This window comes from Bifidobacterium sp. B4111 (assembly GCF_026537235.1).
Taxonomy (GTDB): domain Bacteria; phylum Actinomycetota; class Actinomycetes; order Actinomycetales; family Bifidobacteriaceae; genus Bombiscardovia.
The window spans coordinates 61,331-84,138 of record NZ_JAFNMO010000002.1 but is presented as its reverse complement, the minus strand read 5'-3'; the positions used below and the strand labels follow the sequence as shown (position 1 = coordinate 84,138).

The 22,808-nt window shown below is 63.7% G+C and carries 18 protein-coding genes; 16 read left to right on the top strand and 2 right to left on the bottom strand.

The window, feature by feature from the left end; translation table 11 throughout:
* Both J3T93_RS04260 and J3T93_RS04255 read left to right on the top strand, forming a co-directional pair.
* Entirely contained in the window at positions 1–2,424 is a 2,424-nt protein-coding gene (locus tag J3T93_RS04260) for a S9 family peptidase (RefSeq protein WP_267430671.1), read from the top strand.
* 66 nt (positions 2,425–2,490) lie between these two features.
* Positions 2,491–3,534, top strand: a complete 1,044-nt coding sequence (locus J3T93_RS04255; RefSeq protein WP_267430670.1) for a 3-isopropylmalate dehydrogenase — start codon at positions 2,491–2,493, stop codon at positions 3,532–3,534.
* Positions 3,535–3,723: 189 nt separating this feature from the next.
* Here the strand turns inward: J3T93_RS04255 and J3T93_RS04250 are convergent, their stop codons facing one another.
* Positions 3,724–4,125 carry a hypothetical protein gene (locus J3T93_RS04250; RefSeq protein WP_267430669.1) on the bottom strand — a complete coding sequence of 134 codons (402 nt, stop codon included), beginning with the start codon at positions 4,123–4,125 and terminating at the stop codon, positions 3,724–3,726.
* A gap of 162 nt (positions 4,126–4,287) precedes the next feature.
* Here J3T93_RS04250 and J3T93_RS04245 point away from each other — a divergent pair, with 162 nt between their 5' ends.
* From J3T93_RS04245 to J3T93_RS04195, 11 genes are all read left to right on the top strand, one after another.
* The gene (locus tag J3T93_RS04245) at positions 4,288–4,524 is read left to right on the top strand and encodes a TM2 domain-containing protein (RefSeq protein WP_051354139.1); all 237 of its coding nucleotides are present in this window, start codon (positions 4,288–4,290) and stop codon (positions 4,522–4,524) included.
* On the top strand, positions 4,506–5,732 hold the full coding sequence (locus J3T93_RS04240) for a lipoate--protein ligase family protein (RefSeq protein ID WP_267430668.1): 1,227 nt from the start codon (positions 4,506–4,508) through the stop codon (positions 5,730–5,732). The genes J3T93_RS04245 and J3T93_RS04240 overlap by 19 nt, the downstream gene beginning before the upstream one ends.
* 124 nt (positions 5,733–5,856) lie before the next feature.
* Positions 5,857–6,576, top strand: a complete 720-nt coding sequence (locus J3T93_RS04235) for a Crp/Fnr family transcriptional regulator (RefSeq protein WP_267430666.1) — start codon at positions 5,857–5,859, stop codon at positions 6,574–6,576.
* A 41-nt stretch (positions 6,577–6,617) separates the two neighbouring features.
* On the top strand, positions 6,618–8,879 hold the full coding sequence (locus tag J3T93_RS04230; protein ID WP_267430665.1) for a transglycosylase domain-containing protein: 2,262 nt from the start codon (positions 6,618–6,620) through the stop codon (positions 8,877–8,879).
* A 134-nt stretch (positions 8,880–9,013) separates the two neighbouring features.
* Complete coding sequence (locus tag J3T93_RS04225; protein WP_267430664.1) at positions 9,014–10,375, top strand: NADH:flavin oxidoreductase/NADH oxidase; 1,362 nt, start codon at positions 9,014–9,016, stop codon at positions 10,373–10,375.
* Positions 10,376–10,422: 47 nt separating this feature from the next.
* The gene (locus J3T93_RS04220; RefSeq protein WP_229132536.1) at positions 10,423–11,127 is read left to right on the top strand and encodes a polyprenol monophosphomannose synthase; all 705 of its coding nucleotides are present in this window, start codon (positions 10,423–10,425) and stop codon (positions 11,125–11,127) included.
* 219 nt (positions 11,128–11,346) lie between these two features.
* Entirely contained in the window at positions 11,347–12,198 is an 852-nt protein-coding gene (locus J3T93_RS04215; protein ID WP_081709277.1) for a DeoR/GlpR family DNA-binding transcription regulator, read from the top strand.
* A gap of 82 nt (positions 12,199–12,280) precedes the next feature.
* The gene (gene galT, locus J3T93_RS04210; protein WP_267401134.1) at positions 12,281–13,564 is read left to right on the top strand and encodes a galactose-1-phosphate uridylyltransferase; all 1,284 of its coding nucleotides are present in this window, start codon (positions 12,281–12,283) and stop codon (positions 13,562–13,564) included.
* Positions 13,561–14,823, top strand: coding sequence for a galactokinase (galK, locus tag J3T93_RS04205; protein WP_267430663.1), 1,263 nt, complete (start codon positions 13,561–13,563; stop codon positions 14,821–14,823). The genes galT and galK overlap by 4 nt, the downstream gene beginning before the upstream one ends.
* 117 nt (positions 14,824–14,940) lie before the next feature.
* Complete coding sequence (locus J3T93_RS04200) at positions 14,941–15,213, top strand: ACT domain-containing protein (protein WP_267430662.1); 273 nt, start codon at positions 14,941–14,943, stop codon at positions 15,211–15,213.
* A 10-nt stretch (positions 15,214–15,223) separates the two neighbouring features.
* On the top strand, positions 15,224–16,588 hold the full coding sequence (locus tag J3T93_RS04195) for a PFL family protein (RefSeq protein ID WP_267401138.1): 1,365 nt from the start codon (positions 15,224–15,226) through the stop codon (positions 16,586–16,588).
* A gap of 15 nt (positions 16,589–16,603) precedes the next feature.
* Here J3T93_RS04195 and J3T93_RS04190 read toward each other — a convergent pair whose 3' ends face one another.
* Complete coding sequence (locus J3T93_RS04190) at positions 16,604–17,257, bottom strand: tRNA (cytidine(34)-2'-O)-methyltransferase (RefSeq protein WP_267430661.1); 654 nt, start codon at positions 17,255–17,257, stop codon at positions 16,604–16,606.
* Positions 17,258–17,369: 112 nt separating this feature from the next.
* Between J3T93_RS04190 and J3T93_RS04185 the strand changes: the two genes are divergently transcribed.
* The 3 genes from J3T93_RS04185 (at position 17,370) to rpoB (ending at position 22,804) form a co-directional block, all read left to right on the top strand.
* Positions 17,370–18,362: an A/G-specific adenine glycosylase gene (locus J3T93_RS04185; RefSeq protein WP_267430660.1), complete on the top strand. Its 993-nt coding sequence runs from the start codon at positions 17,370–17,372 to the stop codon at positions 18,360–18,362.
* Positions 18,363–18,392: 30 nt separating this feature from the next.
* The gene (locus J3T93_RS04180; RefSeq protein ID WP_267430659.1) at positions 18,393–19,043 is read left to right on the top strand and encodes a hypothetical protein; all 651 of its coding nucleotides are present in this window, start codon (positions 18,393–18,395) and stop codon (positions 19,041–19,043) included.
* Positions 19,044–19,237: 194 nt separating this feature from the next.
* Positions 19,238–22,804 (top strand): DNA-directed RNA polymerase subunit beta, encoded by a 3,567-nt coding sequence (rpoB, locus tag J3T93_RS04175; RefSeq protein ID WP_267430657.1) that lies wholly within the window; start codon positions 19,238–19,240, stop codon positions 22,802–22,804.
* Positions 22,805–22,808: the final 4 nt, after the last annotated feature.

Genomic DNA, 22,808 nt, shown 5'->3' with positions numbered 1-22,808 from the left:
ATGAGTTTTTCGGCCGTCAACCCCGCCCCTCCTCGTGCGGAACGCCGTCCTGCTGATCGATGCTTTCATGGGGATCACTTCGAGGATCCCTACGAGTGGATGCGCAACCGGGAGGATCCTGCCACCAAGGCCTACGTGCGCGACCAGAATCGCTACTGCCAGGAACGGCTTGCCGGCCAGAAGGGTTTGCGGGCCACCCTGCTCAAGGAGTTCACCGACCGGGTGCAGCAGACCGACATGTCGGTGCCCACTCGGATGCATGGTTACTGGTACTTCTCCCGGACGCTCAAGGGCCAGGAGTATGGGGTGCAGTGCCGCCTGCCGGTGCGCGACCAGCATGACTGGGACCCTCCTGCTGTCCAGGCCGATGCAGCACCTGGATCCATGCCTGACGAGGAGGTCATCTTCGACGCCAACGCCGAGGCCAAGGGGCATGACTTTTTCTCTCTGGGATGTCTGGACCTGAGCGCCGATGGCCGTTGGATGCTCTATGGACTGGACACCAGGGGCAATGAGCGCTACGATCTGCGCATTCGTGATCTATGTCAAGGCCGAGACCTGCTTGATCGAATCGACCAGGTCTCCTCAGGGGCAGTGCTGACCCCCGACGGCCACTGGGTCTTCTACACCGGCCTGGACAAGGCCTGGCGTCCGAACACGGTTTGGCGGCATAAGGTGGGTACTTCGGCCGATCAGGATGTCATGGTCTATCAGGAGGATGATGAGCGCTTTTGGGTGGGGCTGGGCCTGAGTTACGACGAATCCGCCATGCTGATTGCCACCGGGTCCAAGATCACCAGCGAGGTGCTCATGCTGGACCTGAAGGATCCGCAGGGCGAATTTGTGCCCCTGATCCCCCGCAAGGAGGGAATCGAGTACGACATCAGCCTGGCCCGGTTCGAAAATGCCGGTCCCGCGGGGGAGGACCTGCCGGTGGCTGTGGTCTATCACAATGTGAACAACCCCAACTTTGAGGTGGATCTTATCGATCTGCGCAGCCATCGTCCGCCATTTCGGCTGGGAGAAGGGGTGCGGCTGGCCCAGGGCAGCCCCTATGGCTGCGAGCGCTCCGGAGACCTAGCCTCCCTGCCGCCAGAGAAGCCCTATCGGGATCCAGGCAATCCGGCCATCCTCCAAGGCGCTCGTGGGCTAGGCATCGAGGGGCTGGGCATCCACCGCAGCTTCGTGGTCCTGACCTACCGGGCCGACAGCATGCCCCGCATAGCCGTTATCGCCAAGGACCAGGCGCTGGAGGATCTGCGGGCGGGCCGACCCTGGCGCTTCCGCGAGGTTCTGCCCGACCAGGCCAGGGACGGCATCGACCGTCTCTACAGCATAGGCCCCACGGACAATCCCTCCTACAAGGCTCCTGGGCTGCGCTACATCCGGGGCAGTTATGGGACCCCCGCCGAGCTGCGGGAGCTGGATCCGGTCCGGGGCGTGGATCGGTTGCTCAAGCGGGCCAGGGTGCTGGGCGACTTCCGGCCGGAGCGCTACGCCGAGCGTCGAATTCTGGTCCGTGTCAGGGATGGGGCCCTGGTGCCGGTCTCCCTGGTCTGGCGGCGAGGCATGCATCCGGCGCTGGATGCCTGCGGGAGGACTGGTCTTGATGACACGGTCATTCAGGCCCCCGACCATCCTGAGCGCCGTCCCTGGCCGGACCAGGATCAGGACAAGCCTGCTCCCATGTTCATCACCGGGTATGGAGCCTACGAGATCAGCCAGGACCCTGGTTTCTCCACAGGCAGGCTCAGCCTGCTTGACCGAGGCGTGCTCTACGCCGTCCCCCATATGCGTGGCGGCGGGGAGATGGGCCGCGCTTGGTACGAGCAGGGCCGTCGGCTGCACAAGGTCAATACCTTCCTGGACTTCATCGACGTGACCGCCGCACTGCAGGCTCAGGGCTGGGCGGATCCCCGTCATACCGTGGCCAACGGCGGGTCGGCCGGCGGGCTGTTGATGGGGGCCGTGGCCAATATGGCTCCCCAGCTCTATGCCGGCATCGAGGCGGATGTGCCCTTCGTGGACGCGCTGACCAGCATCCTGGACCCGAATCTGCCGCTGACCGTGACTGAATGGGACGAGTGGGGAGACCCTCTGCATGACCAGCAGGTCTACCGGTATATGCGCTCCTACTCGCCCTATGAGAACGTTCCTGACGCCGATAGCAGGCTCCGGCTCTTCAACAGCGACCACTTCCCTGCCATCCTGGCGACCACATCCATGAACGACACCCGTGTGCTCTACGTGGAGCCGCTCAAGTGGGTTGCCAGGTTGCAGGAGCCGCAGGTAGGTGCCGATGCTCTGATTAGGATCGAGGCCCAGGCAGGCCACGGGGGCATCAGCGGACGCTACCGGCAGTGGGAGGAACTGGCCTTCGAGAACGCCTGGTGCCTGTCCATCATGGTCCCCGAAAGCCGCTGATTCTAGTCTGTCCGGGATTCGGTCGGGGTCGTGAAAGGGGCTTGGCTGGCTCGTTATGCTCGCAGTATGACAAATAGCAAGCAGAAAACATATAACATTGCAGTCATTGCCGGTGACGGCATCGGCAAAGAGATCGTTCCCCAAGCTCAGGCCGTCTTGGAAAAGGTTACCCGGGGCAAGGTTGACATACGCTACGAGGACTTCGATCTGGGCGCTGAGCGATACCTGCGCGATGGAGCCATTCTGCCCGATGAGGATCTGGACCGGCTCAAGCGGCAGGATGCCATCCTCCTGGGGGCCATCGGCGACCCCCGCATCAAGGCCGGCATCCTGGAACGGGGGCTGCTGCTCAAAATGCGTTTCGAACTGGACCAGTATGTCAATCTTCGGCCTTCCAAGCTCTACAAGGGCGTGGTGTCGCCCCTGGCCAATCCGGGCAACATCGACTTCGTGGTCGTGCGGGAGGGCACCGAGGGGCTCTACGCCGGGGCCGGCGGCTTCATTCGCCGGGGCACTCCCCAGGAGGTGGCCACCGAGGTCTCCATCAACACTGCTTACGGGGCGGAACGGGTCATCCGTTACGCCTTCCAGCTGGCTATGAAGCGTCGCCGTCGCCTGACTCTGGTTCATAAGAAGAACGTGCTGACCAACGCGGGAGACATGTGGCAGCGGCTGGTCGACCAGGTGGGTCAGGAGTACCCCGACGTGGAGCGCGAGTACCTGCACATCGATGCCTCCACCATATTCCTGGTGACCGAGCCCAGCCGTTTCGACGTGATCGTGACCGACAACCTCTTCGGCGACATCCTCACGGACGAGGCGGGGGCTGTGGTGGGAGGCGTGGGCTACTCGGCCTCCGGCTGCATCAACGCCTCGGGCACCTACCCATCCATGTTCGAACCCATCCACGGGTCCGCCCCTGACATCGCCGGCAAGGGGATCGCCAACCCCACGGCTGCCATTCTCTCGGCCGGGATGCTCCTGGATCATCTGGGCTTTGAGGACGAGGCGGCCAGCATCGAACGGGCCGTGGAGGACGACATCGAACGCTCCGGCTCCACCCAGCGGAGCACGGAGCAGATCGGCAGAGATATCCTAAGCCGGCTGTGATCGGGCCGGATGGCGGCTAGACTGGAGGGCATGACTATGGATGATGCCCCCCAGCCGGATGACCGGCAGTCCAGCGATATGCCGACAGGGAATCCCGGCTTCGGTCCCTCCCCGTCCCCGCAGGTTTCGCCCGAGCAACAGGAGCCCGCCGGGGGAGATACCGCTGCCAAATCTGCGCAGCCGGGCCAGTCAGGTCCAGATGCAGTCGACGGGCAGCAACAGGCTTCGGGCTATCCCGCTGGCCATGATTTTGGCGGAGGGAATCAGAGTCCGTATCAGACCGGTCAGTATCCCACGAGTCAGTATCCCCATGGTGGGTATCCGACAGGTCAGAGGGCCAATGCCGGATACCCATTTGCCCCTCAGAACGGCGGCCAATATCCTGGGGCGTATCAGCCAGGGCCCTATCAGCCCAGTCAGTATCCGACCGCCGGGTATCCAGCTGGTCAACAATATCCAACCGGTCAGCAATATCCTGGTGGCCAGTATCCTGGTGGCCAGTATCCGCCAAGGCCCTATCAGCCGGGACAGGGCTATCCCGACCAGTACCCGTCTGGCCAGTACCCACCGAGCGGGTATCCGGGCAATCAATACCCAGCAGGCCAGTATCCAGGCAATCAATATCCTGGCCGGCAGTATCCCCCGCAGGCTCCTATGCCTTGGCCCTATCCGGGCATGCCCCAGGGCGGGTATCCAGGGGCTATGCCCACCGGCAGGAGTCCCTATCCAATATCACCCACTCCGCATAGCAAGTTGGCGGCAGGTCTGCTCAGCATCTTTCTGGGCTGCTTCGGCGTGGGCAACTTCTACCTGGGCAGAACCGGCCGGGGTGTGGCTCAGCTCATGCTCACCCTGATCGGCTTCCTCTTCTTCTTCATTGGGCCGACCATTGCCATAATCTGGGGGCTGATCGAAGGCATCCTGATTCTGACATCTTCAACCGGCTCCTTCTGGCATCGTGACGCTCGCGGATGGGAGTTGACGGATTGAATCCGGCCCCTCTGCACGGTGTCGGCAAGCAGATGTGCGGTAAACTTGCGGGCGTAACCCTGACCTTGGGCCGGGGGGCAGACTCCCGTCCAGTCATCACTTCCTGCAGGATTGACGGCGACTTCTTTACGGAGCCGGCTCCTACCGCCTCCCGTGAACCCGAGGATGATCATGGGCCGGTATCCCGGCTGGAATCCGCAATTTGCCGTATCCCGCTGCCCTTGGATCCTGGTCTGGCTCTGAAGCGACTGGGCAGGATCATGGCAGAAGAGGATGGCCAACGGGTTGTCGGCGTGTCCCCATGGACCCTAGTGACTGCACTGGAGCGCGCCCTGCCGTCTGGGCTGGTCATCCACAGGCACGAGGAGCCCGACCAGGCGTCTTTTCAACAGTCTCAGCCAGACGAGGTCGAATGCCGCCGCCGTTGGTCTGGCCTGAAGCTGGACCTGATCAGGGACCGTCCACGTCAGCCGGCCATGCAGATGGCCATGGATCAGGCTCTCAATGATGTCGTGGCCCAGGGCCAGCTGCCACCCACCCTGCGCATCTGGAACTGGGCGGCGCCAGCGGTGATCCTGGGACGCTTCCAGTCCCTGAGCCGGGAGGTCCACGTGGAGCGGGCGCGCAGTCTGGGCTTTACCCTGGTTCGCCGCTGTACCGGCGGTGGCACCATGGTCATCCAGCCCGACCGGGCCATCACCTATTCCCTCTATCTGCCCCTGGACTTCGTCAAGGGGACCGACCTGATCGACTCCTACCGGATCTGCGACTATTGGCTGGTTCGTGGTCTGCGCATGCAAGGGATTCAGGCGGGCTGGCAGGGTATGAATGACATCGCCTCCCCGCGGGGCAAGATGGGGGGCGCCGCCCAACGCAGATTGCCGCCAGGCTCCCGTGGGCCGGGCGGACTGCTCCACCACACCACCCTTTCCTACTCAGTGGATGCCGATCTGATGGCCCAGGTGCTCAACGTGGATCCGGCGAAATTCCACGACAAGGCCGTGACCTCGGTCAAAAGCCGGGTGGATCCCATCGACAGGCAGACCAGTCTGACCCGTCAATCTCTGATCGATGCCCTTCTGGACACCCTGCCCTCCCTGGTGTCGGATCTTCGCATATCAAGTCCTGCGCCCGAGGTTGAGCAACGGGCCCGCACCCTGGCCCGGCAGCGCTACGGCCGTGGGGAGTGGACCGCCCAGATCGCATGACAGGCGAGGGGGGTTTATGTGTGTGGGTATAATCGTGCTCAGTCGCGTCGAACCCGGCGTGAGGTCATCAACCATGCGTGAGTCGGTGCAGACCCGCCAGACATGGCGAAAAGGAGTGCGGAGTATGGCGGTTCACAAGCCCAACGAGATTCCCGATGACGGGAACGCCCTCAGGCAGACCGCCCTATTCAAACAGGTGCCCAGGCAGGATGCCGACCAGCTTTTGGACACCATGCACGAGTCCACTTATGCCAAGGGGTCCACGGTCTTCCGGCAGGGGGACACCGACCACCGAATGTATCTGCTGGAGGAGGGCAGGGTCAAGCTGGTTCGCCAGTCGCCCGACCGCCGCATCCAGCTGCTCAGCATCCATGGGCGCGGGGAGATTCTGGGCGAGATTCCCGTCTTTGACCCCTCCGGCGGGCCGCGTACCGCCTCGGCTGTGGTCATGGTCAACAAGACCAAGTTGGCTGCCCTGGATCACGATGCCCTCTTTGACTGGCTCAATCAGCACCCCAAGGTGGCTGTGGACATGCTTCAGGTGTTGGCCCACCGCCTGCGGACCGACAACGAGCGCATCTCCGACCTGGTCTTCCTGGACGTGCCGGCCCGTCTGGCCAAGACCCTGCTGGATCTGGCCACACGCTTCGGTGAACCCTTCGAGCAGGGGCTGATGGTCCCTTACGATCTGACCCAGGAGGAGCTGGCCCAGCTGGTCGGTGCCTCACGGGAGACTGTCAACAAGGCCCTGATGGACTTCTCCAACCGGGGATGGATCTCTCGCAAGGGCCGCACCATCATCATTTTCCAGCCAGGACCGCTGATTCGACGCTCACGCATGTGAACGCCGCTGTCAGGTAGAGCCAACGGCCTAGGATGGAGACCATGCCCGAACAAAAGAAATCCATGTCGGTCAGGCGCTTTTTCACGCTGCTGCTGGCTTACCTCATCTTCTGCGTCGCAGGTGGCGTGGTCGTCTCTGGTTTTCTGTTCCCCGCAGTCTTCGGCATCAACGCCGTCTCCAAGAATCTGATGCCTGCTCTGAAGACGGAGAACATCGACTTCAACGTCAACGATCTGCCCCAGCAGTCCCGCCTTTACGCCTCCGACGGGCATACCGTCATCGCCACCTTCTACGCGCAAAACCGGATTGTGGTACCCATCAAGGATGTCTCCGACTACATGCAGAAGGCCGTGGTGGCCCGTGAGGACCGTCGTTTCTTCGAGCATGCGGGCGTGGATACCCAGGGCGTGCTCAGGGCCTTCATCCAGACCTACATCAAGCAGGGTGACACCCAGGGCGGTTCCTCCCTGACCCAGCAGTACGTCAAAAACGTGCTCATGAACCAGGCCGAGGAAAACAACGACCCCATCGCCGAGTATCACGCCCAGGAGGAGACCATAGCCCGCAAGATGCGGGAGATGCTGATAGCGGTGCAGATGGAGAAGAAGTACTCCAAGGCCGAGATTCTTCAAGGGTACTTGAATATCGCCCAGTTCGGAACCAACGTCTACGGGGTTGAGTCGGCGGCCAGGCGCTATTTCAGCAAGTCGGCCAAGGAGCTGGATCCGGGCGAGTCGGCCACCATCGCCGCCGTGACCAAGAATCCCGCACGTTTCGACCCAACCGTCAATATCAAGGCCGCTCAGGAGCAGCGGAACATCGTCCTGGATCTGATGAGGCAGGAGAACTACATCAGTCAGCGCCAGTATGAGGAGAACAAGGCCAAGCCGCTGGATCAGATGCTGCATGTGCAGTCTGCGGACGCCGGCTGCCAGGCGGCCGGGGACGCGGCCTTCTTCTGCGACTACGTGACCAAGCAGATCCTCAACTCCAAGGAGTTCGGCAAGAGCCAGGAGGATCGCAACAAACTCCTCAAGGAGGGCGGCCTGGACATCTACACCACCATGGACGTCAATGCCAACGCCGCAGCCATGAAGGCGGCCCGGGACACCATCCCCGTGGATGATCCGACCGGCTTCGAAGTGACGATGGCGGCCATTCGTCCGGGCACCGGCGAGGTTTTGGGCTTCGGGATCAACCGCATTTACGACGCCACCCAGAACTCCGGCGGTGGCACCCGCACGGCCATCAACTATGCAGTGGACCAGCAGGATGGCGGCGGCTGGGGTTTCCCCGTGGGTTCCACCTGGAAACCCATCAATCTGGTGGCCTGGATGAAGGCCGGCAAGTCCATCAACCAGCCCCTGCGCACCTCTACCAGCTATCCGCAGACCGCCTTCGCCTGTAAGACGGCTGACGGTACCTCCTACGGATTCGGCACTGGCAGCTGGCACGTTGAGAACTCGGGCGGCGGCACCACTTCGCCTGAGAGCCCCCTGCAGGGCCTGATTCGCTCGCACAACACCACCCAGGCCTCCATGGCCCAGCAGATTGGTCTGTGCAGCATAGCGGATACAGCCAAGGACATGGGCTACCACAATTCGCCCAAGGACCAGATGGACATCCACTCAGACAACAGCTTCCAGCCGCCCATGACCATCGGATCGGTCCAGGCCTCCCCGCTGACCATGGCCAACGTCTACGCCACCATCGCCGCCAAGGGCGTGGCCTGCAGCCCTATTGCCATGACCAAGGTGATCGATAAGAACAAGCGGTCCATCAAGGTGCCCAAGGCCAACTGCCATCAGGCCATCGACCCGGGCATCGCCGAGACCACCGCCTATGCCCTCAACCAGGGCGTGGTCCAGCCCGGAGGCGAGGCGGCCGTGACCCAGCTGGACGGGGGCCGCAAGACCTTCGCCAAGACGGGCACCCATGAGGACAAGTACATGCTGGCCGGCGGGTTCGTGCCCCAGGTGGCCTCCTTCGTCACTGTGGGCAATGCCGAGGGTCAGGTCTCCTTCAATGGCAAGGTCATCAACGGACGGTCCATGGGCACTTGGTACGGCATGTACATCGCCACCCCGGCATGGAAGGAGTTCATGAACACCTACCTGGCCGCTGCCAACATTCAGCCTGATAATTCCTACGGCAACCCCGACGCTCGCTTTACCGGCGGGGTCCAGCCTCAGCAGTCGGCTCCGATGCAGCAGCGTCAGATGACCCGTGGTGTAGGCGTGCAGGAGCCGGAGAGCGAGGAGCTCACTTCGGAAGCGACTCAGAGCGTGCAAGCGGCTGACTAGTACCTGGCCTGATCCGCTTGATGGGTTCCGGCTGGGACCCGAGCGAGGCTGTGCTTACAATGGAGACCATTAGGGATTCGTCGACGGGCGGGACCACGAGGGGTACGGCCGTCCGCCGGGAGAGGCAGGAATAGATGGTCCAGGAATATTCAGAGCTGGATGACAAGGCCCCTCGGGCCGACGGCCGGGTTCATGAGGATCAGGTGATGCCGGGGCCGGTGAGCGGCTCCGGCAGGTTGGATGTTTCCAAACCGATCTGGCCCTTTGAGCCGGATGCCGGCGACGGCAAGAAGAAGACTGGCAAGGCTGCCAAGGGGATCAAATCGTCCAAGAAGGACAAGAAGGCCAAAAGAGTCAAAAAGGCCAGGAAATCAAAATCAGGAAAAAGGCGGGAGACGGCCCTGCCTGCGCTCTTCCAGCCCATGGAACTGCGCGACCAGCACATCCGCAATAGGATCTGGATGCCGCCCATGGACACCTATTCGTCCCTGCGGCATGACGGGGTTCCTACCAACTTCCACTATCAGCACTATGTATCCAGGGCCCTGGGCGGCTTCGGGGTCGTCATCGGGGAGGCCACGGCTGTAAATCCCCAGGGGCGGATCTCTCCCTGCGACGTGGGGCTATGGGATGACGAGCAGACCAGGGCCTGGCAGGGCATCGTCCGGGATGTCAAGGCCGCTGGAGCCGTCCCCATCGTCCAACTCAACCATTCGGGGCGCAAGGGCTCCTCCGGGTGCTCCTCCATGGGCTATATCAACGCCACCGTACCCGTGGCCGAAGGAGGATGGCAGCCCGTGGGTCCCAGCCCCATCGCCTTCGGGAGGATGGCGGTCCCGGTTCAGCTCTCGCGGGCGCAGATAGCCTCCATTGTGGCTGACTTCCGTTCAGCTGCCGTGCGAGCCGTTCAAGCCGGCTTCCTGGGAGTGGAGCTGCACGCCGCCCACGGCTACCTGCTCTCACAATTCCTGGATCCCCTGATCAACCGACGCAGCGACGAGTACGGGGGTGACCTGTCCGGCAGAATGCGCCTGCTGATCCAGGTGACCGATGCGGTGCGCGAGGTCATTCCCTCGGGCATGCCCCTGCTGGTGCGCATGTCCGCCACCGACTGGGCCACTGGCGGATGGGGTCTGGACGAGACCATCCGCACCGCCAAGGTGCTCAAGCTGCACGGGGTGGATCTGATTGACGTTTCCACCGGAGGTCTGGTGCCAGGCGTGAAGATCCCAGCCGCTCCCAACTACCAGGTGCCCTTCTCCTACCAGGTGCGCAGTCAGGTGCTGATTCCCACCACAGCGGTGGGGCTGATCACCAAGCCCAGGCAGGCTGACCGGATCGTACGCAAGGGTCTGGCCGATGCGGTCGAGATCGGTCGAGCCAGTCTGCGCGACCCCTACTGGCCGCTTAGGGCCGCCTACAAACTGGGGCTGTCCGCTCAGCAGGCCCCCTACCCTGAGCCTTACCGGCGCGGGGCCTACGGCATCGCACGCTGAGAGCGGCCATGGACGCTGTTCGTGGTGGAGCAGGGACCATTGTGGTCATGCCTACGTATCAAGAGGCTGACAATATCGGAGTGACCCTTCCACAGCTGCTGGCTTGCTGCCCGGAAGTCGATGTTCTGGTCGTCGACGACAACTCGCCGGACGGCACCGGTGCCAAGGCCGAGGACATGGCCAAGCGCGACCCTCGCGTGCACGTCCTCCATCGGCATGACCGCCGCGGGTTGGGTCCTGCCTACGTGCAGGGTTTCCGCTGGGCTTTGGGGCATGGCTATGGCCTGATCTGCGAGATGGACATGGATGGCTCCCATCGACCCCAGGATCTGGCCAGAATGCTGGCGGTGGCCCGAGGCGAGGCGCATCCGGATCTGGTCATCGGCTCGCGCCGGGTGCGCGGAGGCCGCACTCAACATTGGCCCTGGTATCGGGACCTGATCTCGCGTATGGGATCCTGGTATGCCCGCACCGCCCTGGGATCCTCAGTGCGTGACATGACCGCCGGCCTACGGGTCTATCGAGCAGATGTGCTCAGGCGGATCGATCTGCGAAGGGTCCGCTCCAGCGGCTACGTCTTTCAGGTGGATATGCTGCGTCGGGTCCAGGCCATGGGTCTGAGTGTCGTCGAAGTGCCTATAGTCTTCGTGGAGCGGGTTCGCGGCAGCTCGAAGATGGATGCCGGGATCGTTCTGGAGGCCATGGTCCAGGTGACCCTGTGGGGACTTGAACGGTTGACCCATCGAAACTGACATTGCATCACCATCGTGTTCGCTTTCTCAGGCGACCCAGCAGGCCCTTGTGGGCGACTTGAAGACAGAATGTGCCTTGGCTGACAGATTGCTGCAATAGCCGCGGCAGGCCTCTGGCATATGGAAGAATGGTCGGGGTATCGAGGAAACATCGATTGTTCGCCCCTGTTTTTGGACCGCGACCACAGTCCAATGGCCGGCTTGCCAATTTGGGCGAATGTGTGCGATAATGTTCGAATGATATCGTCACAACGCCAACACCTGATATTGAACCGGTTGCGTACTCGTGGCGCAGTCCGTATCACCGCCCTCTCCAAGGAGCTGGGCGTTTCCGCCATGACCATCCGTCGGGACATTGCCGACCTGGCGGACAAGGGCCTGCTCAAGAGGGTCCACGGAGGGGCCGTCACCACCAGCTCGCTGCTGGCTGAGCCGCTCTTCTCGGTCAAGTCGCAGATGGACATGGGCCTCAAGGACACCATCGCCCGTCATGCCATCGACTACGTTTCCCCGGGTGACGTCATCGCCATCGGCGGCGGAACCACGGCCTATGTCTTCGCCCAGCACCTCCTGGAGAGCCGTCAGTGTGCCGGCGTGACCCTGCTGACCAATTCCATCCCCGTGGCCGAGCTGGTTCAGGCCATGGAGAGCAAGGACGTGGAGGTCATCGTCACCGGCGGCGTCATCACCCGGTCCAACTCCCTGGTAGGCCCCATTGCGGATAAGGTCATCGCCTCCCTACGGGTCAACACGGTCTTTCTGGGGACCCACTCGGTCTCCATCCCACGTGGCTTCCTGATGCCCAATTCCCTGGAGGCGGCCACCGATATGGCGCTGATGGACATCGCCGACCGGACCATCATCCTGACCGACCATACCAAGTGGAGCTGCACCTCCCTGTCCCTGTTCGCCTCCTTCGACCAGGTGGACACCGTCATTACCGACGACCAGCTGGACCAGGAGTCGGCCGAGGCCACCCGCTCCCTGGTCAAGCGGCTGGTGTTGGTGCCGGTCAATCCCGAGGAAGGCCAGGCTCAACCCACCGATGGGTCTGAGGATCAGGCTCAATGAGCGGCCGGTCACACTGGAGTGCGCGGGTTGCCATAGCTGGTTGCCATGGATTGTCAATCATCACGGACGATGAAGGAGCAGCATGAAGTCAGAGCAGTATGTCCCCCAGCGGTATGTTCCCGGCGAGTATGCCAGGGAGCACATCCGCATCACCCCCACCAGGCTGGCCGACGGACGCCGGTTCTTCTACCTGGACGACGATCCTGAGTACGTCTCCGGCCGCAAGACCAGGCGTCTGGACGATCCCCGTCCGCTGACCGACCGGTTCGCCCCCCATCAGGACCAGGAGGGCAGGACGGTGCCCTTCCAGCCGCCGCAGATGCGTCGGGACCCTCTGACCGGCGACTGGATTCCCATGGCCACGGCCCGGATGAACCGGCCCATCACCGCCGGCCCGCAGGCCACCGCCAAGGGCAACCCCCTGGCCGCCAGAAAGCCCGGGGACCCCTACCAGGATGGGGAGATCCCCGATGTGGACTACAACGTGGCGGTCTTCGAGAACCGTTTCCCCTCCATGATGCAGGTGCCCAATACCCAGGCGGTCGACCAGCCCTCCCTGGTGGACGGCAACCCACTCTGGCCAGTGCGCGAGGCCAACGGGCGCTGCGAGGTGGTCTGCTTCGACCCCGATGAGCACGCGTTGCCCGCCGATCTGCCGGTTTCCCGTCTGCGGACGGTGGTGGAGGCCTGGGCCTTCCGTACTGCTGAGATCTCGACCATGGAGGGCATCGAACAGATCTTCCCCTTCGAGAACCATGGCCAGGAGATCGGCGTCTCCCTGGCCCACCCCCACGGACAGATCTACTGCTACCCCTTCATCGCCCCCCGGCTGGAGCAGGAGTTGAGGCAGTGCGCCGACTACCGGGAGCGCACCGGCGGCAACCTCCTGGCGGACATCCTCAAGGCCGAGCTGGACTCCGGGCGGCGGGTGGTCTTCCGCAATGCCACCTGGGTGGCCTATGTGCCTGCCGCCGCTCGCTGGCCCCTGGAAGTCCACCTGGCCCCCATCCGCGACGGGATCCTGAGCCTGGATCAGCTCAACGACCAGGAGCGCTGGGACCTGGCCGTCATGTATTCCACCCTGCTCAAGAGGGGCAACGCCTTCTTCGACAAGGGCGACGGCAGGGGGATGGATCTGCCCTACATCGCCGCCTGGCACCAGGCACCGCTGCACGATCCGCGGCGGGAGGACTACCGGCTCAACCTGCAGTTCTTCTCCTTCCGTCGGGCCGTGGACAAAATCAAGTATCTTGCCGGATCCGAGTCAGGCATGGCTGCCTGGGTGTCGGACACCACCCCCGAGCGGATCGCCGACCGTTTCCGCCAGCTGGGACCCCTGGATCTGGAGAATGGAGAGAATCAATGACGACGACAGTGGAATTCATACACGCCTGGACCCAGGGCGCTGACGGCCAAGGGGCCACCAAGGCCCGTGGGCTCTTCCAAAAGGTCTATGGCGAGAATCCCCAGGGCGTCTGGAGCGCCCCTGGCCGAGTCAATCTGATCGGCGAGCACACGGATTACAACGCCGGGCTCTGTCTGCCCATCGCACTGCCCACCCGCACCTATGTGGCCGTCAGCCCCAGGACAGACAGCCGGGTCCGACTGGTCTCCACCATGGATCCGGAGCATCCGGTCCAGGCTGACATGGATGGGCTTCAGGCCCGGGGAGTGAGCGGCTGGGCGGCCTATCCGGTAGGCGTGGCCTGGGCCCTGCAGCGGGATGGCTTCCCCCAGGTTCAAGGGTTCGATCTGGCCCTGGCATCCTGTGTGCCGGTGGGGTCCGGGTTGAGCTCTTCGGCGGCTATGACCTGTGCAGTAGCCCTGGCCTTGGATGACCTCTTCGGTCTGGGGCTGGGCGGCGACGAGGCTGGCCGGGTCAGGCTGGTCCAGGCCGCCATCACGGCTGAGAACGATATGGCCGGCGCTTCCACCGGGGGCATGGATCAGAGCGCCTCCATGCGGTGTCGATCCGGCTGCGCCCTGCGGCTGGACTGCCGGCCGGAGCTGGATGCCATGAGCAATGTGCGCCAGGTCCTCTTCGACCTGCAGGATGCGGGCCTGGAGCTGCTGGTCGTCGACACCAGGGCCCAGCACCAGCTCAACGATGGCCAATACGAACAGCGGCGGGCCACCTGCGAACAGGCTGCGCGTCTGCTGGGGGTGCCCAACCTGCGCCAGGTGGCAGACCAGGTCAATGGGGCCGCTGATCCCCCATCCGCCCTGCATGCCCTGCTGGAGCAGCTGCCGGATGAGACCATGCGTCGGCGGGTCCGTCACGTGGTCAGCGAGATAGGACGGGTGGACCGCTTCATCGAGGCCTTCGGCAGGGGCGATCACGTCCTGGCCGGCCGCCTGCTCAACGCCTCCCATGATTCCCTTCGGGACGACTACGAGGTCACCTGCCCGGAGCTGGATGAGGCCGTGGACGCAGCACGCCAGGGCGGGGCCTACGGGGCTCGCATGACCGGCGGCGGGTTCGGCGGATCCATCATCGCCCTGGCTGACGCCGGCAAGGGCTCCGATCTTGCCCGTGACATCGCCGAACGATTCGCCTCCAAAGGATTTAAGGCCCCCAGAGCCTTGATCGCCCTGCCCTCCTCGGCAGCTGCGCGCGAATCCTGAATCCGGACTGCAGGCTTCTACGACCCCCGCTTCTCCCGGCGCTCCTCTAAGCTGGGGGAGCGGGGTCCCGGTTTTCAAGGGGTCCGGTCAAGGGCGAGGTGGATGAGGAGGACGGTCATGGACAAGGCGATCATCACGGTGGTGGGCAAGGATGCCATCGGCATCATCGGCAAGGTCTGCACAGACCTCTCCCAGCAGGGGATCAATGTGCTGGATATTTCGCAGACCATTCTGGATGGCTTCTTCACCATGATGATGATTGTGGACTGCACCGCCTGCTGGGATGATTTCGATGCGTTGAGTCAGAGGATGGAATCCCTGGGAGAGGACATCGGAGTCTCCATCCGTTGCCAACGCGAGGAGATCTTCACAAGGATGCACCGGGTCTGAGGAGGCAGCCATGATCACACGTGACGAGGTCCTGGAGACCAACGACATGATCGACCGGGAGCGCCTGGACGTGCGCACCATCACTATGGGCATCAGCCTGCTGGACTGCGCCAGCCAGGATGTGGACATGCTCTGCCGAAACATTCATCGCAAGATCGTCTCCCTGGCCGGCGACCTGGTGCCCACTGGGGACTCCATCGCCCGCGAATACGGCATTCCCATCGTCAACAAGCGGATCACCGTCACCCCCATATCTCTGGTGGCCGCCGGAGCCTGCCACACCGTGGAGGACTATGTGGCCGTGGCCAAGGCCCTGGACCGCTCGGCCCAAGAGGTCGGCGTCAACCTGATCGGCGGCTACTCGGCCCTGGTCGGCAAGGGCATGACCCCGGCCGAGCGGCTGCTGATAAAGTCTCTGCCCAGGGCGCTGAGCCAGACGGAACGGGTCTGCGCCAGCGTCAACGTGGGCTCCACCAGAACGGGCATCGATATGGATGCCGTAGCCCTGATGGGCCGGGTCGTCAAGGCCACTGCCGAGAGCACCGCCGACTCGGACAGCTCCGGCTGCACCAAGCTGGTGGTCTTCTGCAACGCTCCGGACGACAACCCCTTCATGGCCGGCGGTTTCCATGGGGTCAGCCAGGGGTCGGCCGTCATCAACGTGGGGGTCTCCGGTCCTGGAGTGGTCAAGACCGCCCTCGAATCCGCGCGAGGGGCGGACTTCGGGCAGCTCTGCGAGACCATCAAGCGCACGGCTTTCAAGATCACCAGGGTGGGGCAGCTGGTGGCCCAGGAGGCCAGCCGTCGGTTGGACGTGCCCTTCGGGATCATCGACCTGTCCCTGGCGCCCACCCCTGCCGTCGGGGATTCAGTGGGCGAGGTCCTGCAGGCCATGGGCCTGGAGCAGGTGGGCGCACCGGGGACCACCGCTGCTCTCGCCATCCTCAATGATCAGGTCAAGAAGGGCGGCATCATGGCTTCCAGCTCGGTGGGCGGGCTGTCTGGGGCCTTCATCCCCGTGTCCGAGGACGCCGCCATGATCCAGGCTGCGCAGGAGGGGAGCCTGACCCTGGAGAAGCTTGAAGCCATGACCTGCGTCTGCTCGGTGGGGCTGGATATGATTCCCATCCCGGGGGATACATCTGCTGAGTCCATTGCCGGCCTGATCTCCGACGAGGCGGCCATAGGCATGATCAATCAGAAGACCACCGCTGTCAGGGTCATTCCTGTCATCGGCAAGCAGGTGGGCGAGTGGGCCGAGTTCGGCGGGCTCATGGGCGGCGGGCCGGTCGTGCCGGTCAATACCCGTTCCTGCGCGGACTTCGTCAATCGAGGCGGACACATCCCGGCACCCATTCACAGCTTCAAGAACTGAGTGCGCTCGCGGGGTTCAGCGACCGCCTTGGAATCCCAGTTGCCGCCAGGCCTCGTAGATGGCGATGGAGGCGCAGTTGGTCAGGTTCAGGCTGCGCAGGCTGGGTCGCATGGGCAGCCTGACCTGTTCGGCCACGTGAGGGCCGGCCATGATCTCCATGGGGTCGGGGATGCCGCCCGGTTCGGGGCCGAACAGGAGGATGTCGTCCGGCCGGTAGCTGACCTCGGTGTAGAGCTTGTCGGCGTGGGCGGTGAAGGCGATGATTCGGCTGTCGGGCATGGAGCGGACCAGGTCGTCGAAGTCCGGGTGCAGGACCACATGGGCCATGTCGTGGTAGTCCAGGCCGGCCCGGCGCAGCTTGGTGTCTTTGAGGTTGAAGCCCAGGGGTTCTATCAGGTGCAGGATGGTGCCGGTCACGGCGCATAGGCGGATGGCCGAGCCGGTGTTGCCGGGGATTCGCGGCGAGTAGTAGCACAGGTGGGGCGTGGAGGTCTTGACACGGCTGGCCTGATCGGCCTTCATCATGGCATCCACTACCGATATGGGGTTGCCGTGGGCGTCGGTGACCAGCTCGTCGGGACCATAGTTCGATTTGCGGTATCCGTACTCGTACATGCTTTCGACGGCCTTCGAGGGGTCGCCGGACCGCTCCTGTTCCTGCCTGTTCATGAGGCCAACCTACCGTCGCCAAACGACAGGCCAGGCAGTGCCGGTCGGCACCGTCGGGCAGAATACGGCGGTTGAATGAGGCGGAATCGGATGGTGAGGGGCGGTGTGACCCATGGAGCGTGCGGAGACGACCTTGGCGGAGACGGAGCCCATCCGTCTGCGGCTGTTCGACTGGTGGAGCCGATATGCCCGCGACCTGCCCTGGCGCTTCGGGCGAACCACGCCCTGGGGGGTCCTGGTCTCCGAGGTCATGAGCCAACAGACCCAGATGAGTCGGGTGGTGCCCTACTGGACGGCCTGGATGAAAGTCTGGCCGGATGCGGCCTCACTGGCCGCCGCCCCCAAGGCTGAAGTCATTACGGCCTGGGGCAGGTTGGGTTACCCGCGCCGAGCCCTGCGCCTGCAGGAGTGCGCGCGGCAGGTGGCCAGTCAGTACGCAGACCGGCTGCCCCGGGATTACGACCAGCTGGTGGCCCTGCCTGGCATCGGCGACTATACGGCCAGCGCTGTCATGAGCTTTGCCTACGGCGAGAGGATCGCCGTCATCGATACCAACATTCGCAGGGTGCTCTCCAGGGTCTTTCTGGGACGTGAATCCAAAGGGGGTGCTGCCAGCCGAGAAGAGCGCCAGCTGGCCTGGCAGGTCCTGCCTGAGGACGAAGATTCAGAAGTTTCTGATCATCACGTGAATGGTGACGACAGCTTGGGAACGGCTGACCCGCAGATCCGGTCGGCAGCCTGGCGGGAGCCGCCCTCGACCCGATGGAATCAGGCCGTTATGGAGCTGGGGGCTACGGTCTGTGTGGCCCGCAAGCCGGTCTGCGACATCTGTCCTCTGGCCGGCCACTGCCGTTTCCTCAAGGCTGGGCTGCCCGGTCTGGGTGCAGGCAGGACCAGGCCCCGGCAGCGCTTCGCAGGCACCGATCGGCAGATTCGCGGATCCATTCTCCAGGCACTGCGACAGGCTTCGGGCGCGCCCGTCTCCAGGAAGGACCTGAAATCCCTGTGCGACGACGAAATCCGACTTGATCGGTGTATCGCCTCCCTGGACGAGGACGGCCTTCTGGAGATCGGCCCAGATGGCCTCCTGAGTCTGCCGCAGTGAAGGCAGCCCTGACGATTAGACTGGAGAAGTATGGCCAAGCGACGCATGAGCGAGAAGAAGCGGCGGATGTACCGTCGCCGGAGGATTGCGGCTGCCCTGCTGGCGGTGCTCTTTCTGTTGGTCTGCGCTGGTCTGGTCTGGGGCGTGGGGGCCGGCATCCGAGCACTGCGTGGAGGCAATGGGGCCCAGGGAACCTCGACCAGTGTCCAGCAGAGCTCAAAGACCAAATCCAAGGACAAAGACAAGCAGAAGAAGGATTCCGGCAAGAAGCGTTCCTCAGGAGCTCCTGACTGCGGCAAGGAGGACTTGGCCTTGGAGCTGGCCGCGCCCGATCCCAGTACCGGGGTCGGCGGATCCATCGACTTTACGGCGACCATTCGTCACAAGGGAACGGGCTCCTGTCTGGTGGACGGCTCCGACGGCGGCCGGGTGCTGATTATCACCAGCGGCGAGGAGACCATCTGGCGTTCCGATGCCTGTCCGGTTGGGGCTCGCACCCTGCTCATGGCCACCGGCGACAAGGACGTGCAGACCATCACCTGGAATGCCGACAGCAGTCAGGACAGCTGCCTGCCCGACGATCAGCTGCCCCGCGTCAATGCCGGCTCCTACCAGGCCAAGCTGGTCCTCAAGGCCAATCCCCGAGTGGTTTCCCACCCTGTGCCGGTCATGGTCCAATAGCAGTTGCTCTAAAACGACACGCCGATTGCTTCCGGGGCTCTTAGCTGGTACTCTTGATGCTTTGCATGAGGTGTGTCATATAGCGGGCATGCATCATCGAGGAGGTGCCCGCGAATAGGCATATGGCGGCCATTCGGCATCTCCCTGGGGTAACAGGAATGATCGAGTACGGCGAGCGATAAGGAACGTCCATTTTGGCTGCCAATAAAGCTGTAAGAAGTACCACCACTACGCAGGCACGCGCTGACGAACACGACATCAAACTGCACAAGGCCACCGATCGTGTCAACTTCGGATCCATCCGCGAACCCATCGAGGTGCCCTACCTCCTGGGTGTGCAGACCGATAGCTTCGACTGGCTGGTCGGCAACGACCGCTGGAAGAAGCGGGTCGAGGAGGATCAGGTCAACGGGACCCATACCGTGGCCCCCGTCTCCGGCCTGGATGAGGTCTTCCAGGAGATCTCTCCCATTGAGAACTTCGCCCAGACCATGAGCCTGACCTTCTCGGATCCTTACTTCGAGGAGCCTCGGCACACGGTCCAGGAGTGCAAGGAGAAGGACTACACCTACTCGGCTCCTCTGTATGTGAACGCCGAGTTCGAAAACGGGGACACCGGCGAGATCAAGTCGCAGACCGTCTTCATGGGCGACTTCCCGCTGCAGACCCCTCACGGCACCTTCATTATCGGGGGCTCGGAGCGCGTTATCGTCTCCCAGCTGGTTCGCTCCCCGGGTGTCTACTTCGACCGCACCCAGGACCGCAACTCCGACAAGGAGATTTTCGGGGCCAAGATCATCCCCAGCCGGGGTGCCTGGCTGGAGTTTGAGATCGACAAGCGCGATGTGCTGGGCGTGCGCGTGGACCGCAAGCGCAAGCAGTCCGCCATCGTCTTCCTCATGGCTATCGGCATGACCAAGCCGCAGATCCGCAAGGCCTTCAAGGGCTACCCGCTGGTGCTGGATGCCCTGGAGAAGGAGACCATCGAGACCCAGGACGAGGCCCTGACCGACCTCTACCGCAAGATCCGGCCTGCTGACACAGCTTCTCCCGAGGCCGGCCGCAACCTGCTGGACTCCTTCTACTTCAACACCAAGCGCTACGACCTGGCCCGGGTCGGTCGTTACAAGATCAACCGCAAGCTGGGCCTTGAGGCCGATTTCAACGACCGCAGCCTGCATCCCGAGGACATCATCGCCACCCTGAAGTATCTGGTGACCCTGCATGCCGGCGGGCAGACCTTCCCCGGCCGCCGCGACGGCCAGGACATCGAGCTGCGGGTGGACGTGGACGACATCGACCACTTCGGCAACCGCCGCATCCGCCAGGTGGGCGAGCTGATCCAGAACCAGCTGCGCACCGGCCTGAGCCGTATGGAGCGTGTGGTCCGCGAGAGGATGACCACCCAGGACGCCGAGGCCATCACCCCGCAGTCCCTGATCAACATCCGCCCGGTCAACGCCACCATCAAGGAGTTCTTCGGAACCTCCCAGCTGAGCCAGTTCATGGATCAGAACAACCCGCTGGCCGGCGTGACCAACAAGCGTCGTCTTTCGGCCCTGGGCCCCGGCGGCCTGTCCCGCGACCGTGCCTCCATGGAGGTGCGCGATGTGCACCCCTCCCACTACGGACGCATGTGCCCCATCGAGTCCCCTGAAGGTCCCAACATCGGTCTGATCGGCTCCCTGGCCACCTTCGCCCGCGTCAACCCCTTCGGCTTCATCGAGACCCCCTACCGCAAGGTCATTGATGGCCAGGTGACTGACGACGTGGTCTACATGACCGCCGACCAGGAGTCCGAGCACACCATCGCCCAGGCCAACCAGGAGATCGACGAGACCGGACACTTCGTCGAGGACGAGGCCCTGGTCCGTGATGCCGAGGCCGAGGCCAAGGATGTGCCCGTCTCCCAGGTGGATCTGATGGATGTCTCCCCCCGGCAGATGGTTTCGGTGGGTGCCTCTCTGATCCCCTTCCTGGAGCACGACGAGGGCCACCGAGCACTGATGGGCACCAACATGCAGCGTCAGGCCGTCCCCCTGGTCAAGTCCGAGCGTCCCCTGGTGGGTACCGGTTCCGAGTGGCGGTCCGCCATCGATTCCGGTGACGTCATCCTGGCCGAGAAGCCAGGCGTGGTCACCTACGTCTCCGCCGACATCATTCGTGTCATGAATGACGACGGCACCCAGTCCTCCTACAAGCTGGCCAAGTTCCAGCGGTCCAACCAGACCACCTGCTACAACCAGGTTCCTCTGATCAAGGATGGGGAGCGGGTCGAGGCCGGCACGGTCCTCGCCGATGGCCCCGCCACCCAGAAGGGCGAGATGGCCCTGGGCAAGAACCTCCTGGTGGCCTTCATGCCTTGGAACGGCTACAACTACGAGGACGCCGTCATCATTTCCCAGCGTCTGGTCCAGGACGACACCCTGAGCTCCATCCACATCGAGGAGTACGAGACCGACGCCCGCGAGACCAAGTTGGGCGCCGAGGAGATCACCCGCGACCTGCCCAACGTGGGCGAGGATGCAGTGGCCAACCTTGACGAGCGCGGCATCATCCGCATCGGTGCCGAGGTCGAGGCCGGCGACATCCTGGTCGGCAAGGTCACCCCCAAGGGTGAGACCGAGCTGACCCCCGAGGAGCGGCTCCTGCGGGCCATCTTCGGCGAGAAGAGCCGCGAGGTGCGCGACACCAGCCTGCGGGTGCCCCACGGCGAGACCGGCACGGTCATCGAGGTCAAGGAGGTCACCCGCGAGGATGCCGAGGAGGACGGCGACGAGCTGCCCAACGGCGTCAACCGGATGATCCGGGTCTACATCGCCCAGCACCGCAAGATCACCCAGGGCGACAAGCTCTCGGGCCGCCACGGCAACAAGGGCGTCATCTCGAGAATCCTGCCCGAGGAGGATATGCCCTTCATGGCCGATGGCACCCCCATCGACATCATGCTCAACCCCCTGGGCGTGCCCTCCCGTATGAACCTGGGCCAGGTCCTGGAGCTCCACCTGGGGTGGATCGCCCACTCCGGCTGGGACATCAGCCTGGACCCCGACCTGGAAGCGGAGTGGAAGAAGCACATCCCGGCAGGCGCCGAGAAGGCCGAGCCCGGCACCGCCGTGGCCACCCCGGTTTTCGACGGCGTGCGTCAGGATGCCCTGAACGGTCTGCTCAAGACCACCCTGCCCAACCGTGACGGCGAGCGCCTGGTGGGCGACGACGGCAAGGCCGTGCTCTACGATGGCCGTACCGGCGAGCCTTTCACCAAACCCATCTCCGTGGGCTACATGTACATGCTCAAGCTCCACCACCTGGTCGACGACAAGATTCACGCCCGGTCCACCGGCCCCTACTCCATGATCACCCAGCAGCCCCTGGGCGGTAAGGCCCAGTTCGGCGGCCAGCGTTTCGGCGAGATGGAGGTCTGGGCCTTGGAGGCCTACGGCGCCGCTTACACCCTGCACGAGATGATGACCACCAAGTCCGACGACGTGGATGGCCGCGTCCGGGCATACGGAGCCATCGTGCGCGGGGAGAACCTGCCGGCAGCCGGCATCCCCGAATCCTTCAAGGTGCTGCTCAAGGAGATGCAGTCGCTCTCCTTGAACGTGGAAGTGCTCAACGCGGAAGGCAACGTGATCGAGATGAAGGACGAGGACGACGACCCGAGCGCTGCCTCCGACGACCTGGGCTTCAACATCGGCGCCCGTCCGGACGCTGCAGCCAAGGCAGACCAGTCCGCTCCCGAGCCGGAGTACCGCTGAACCA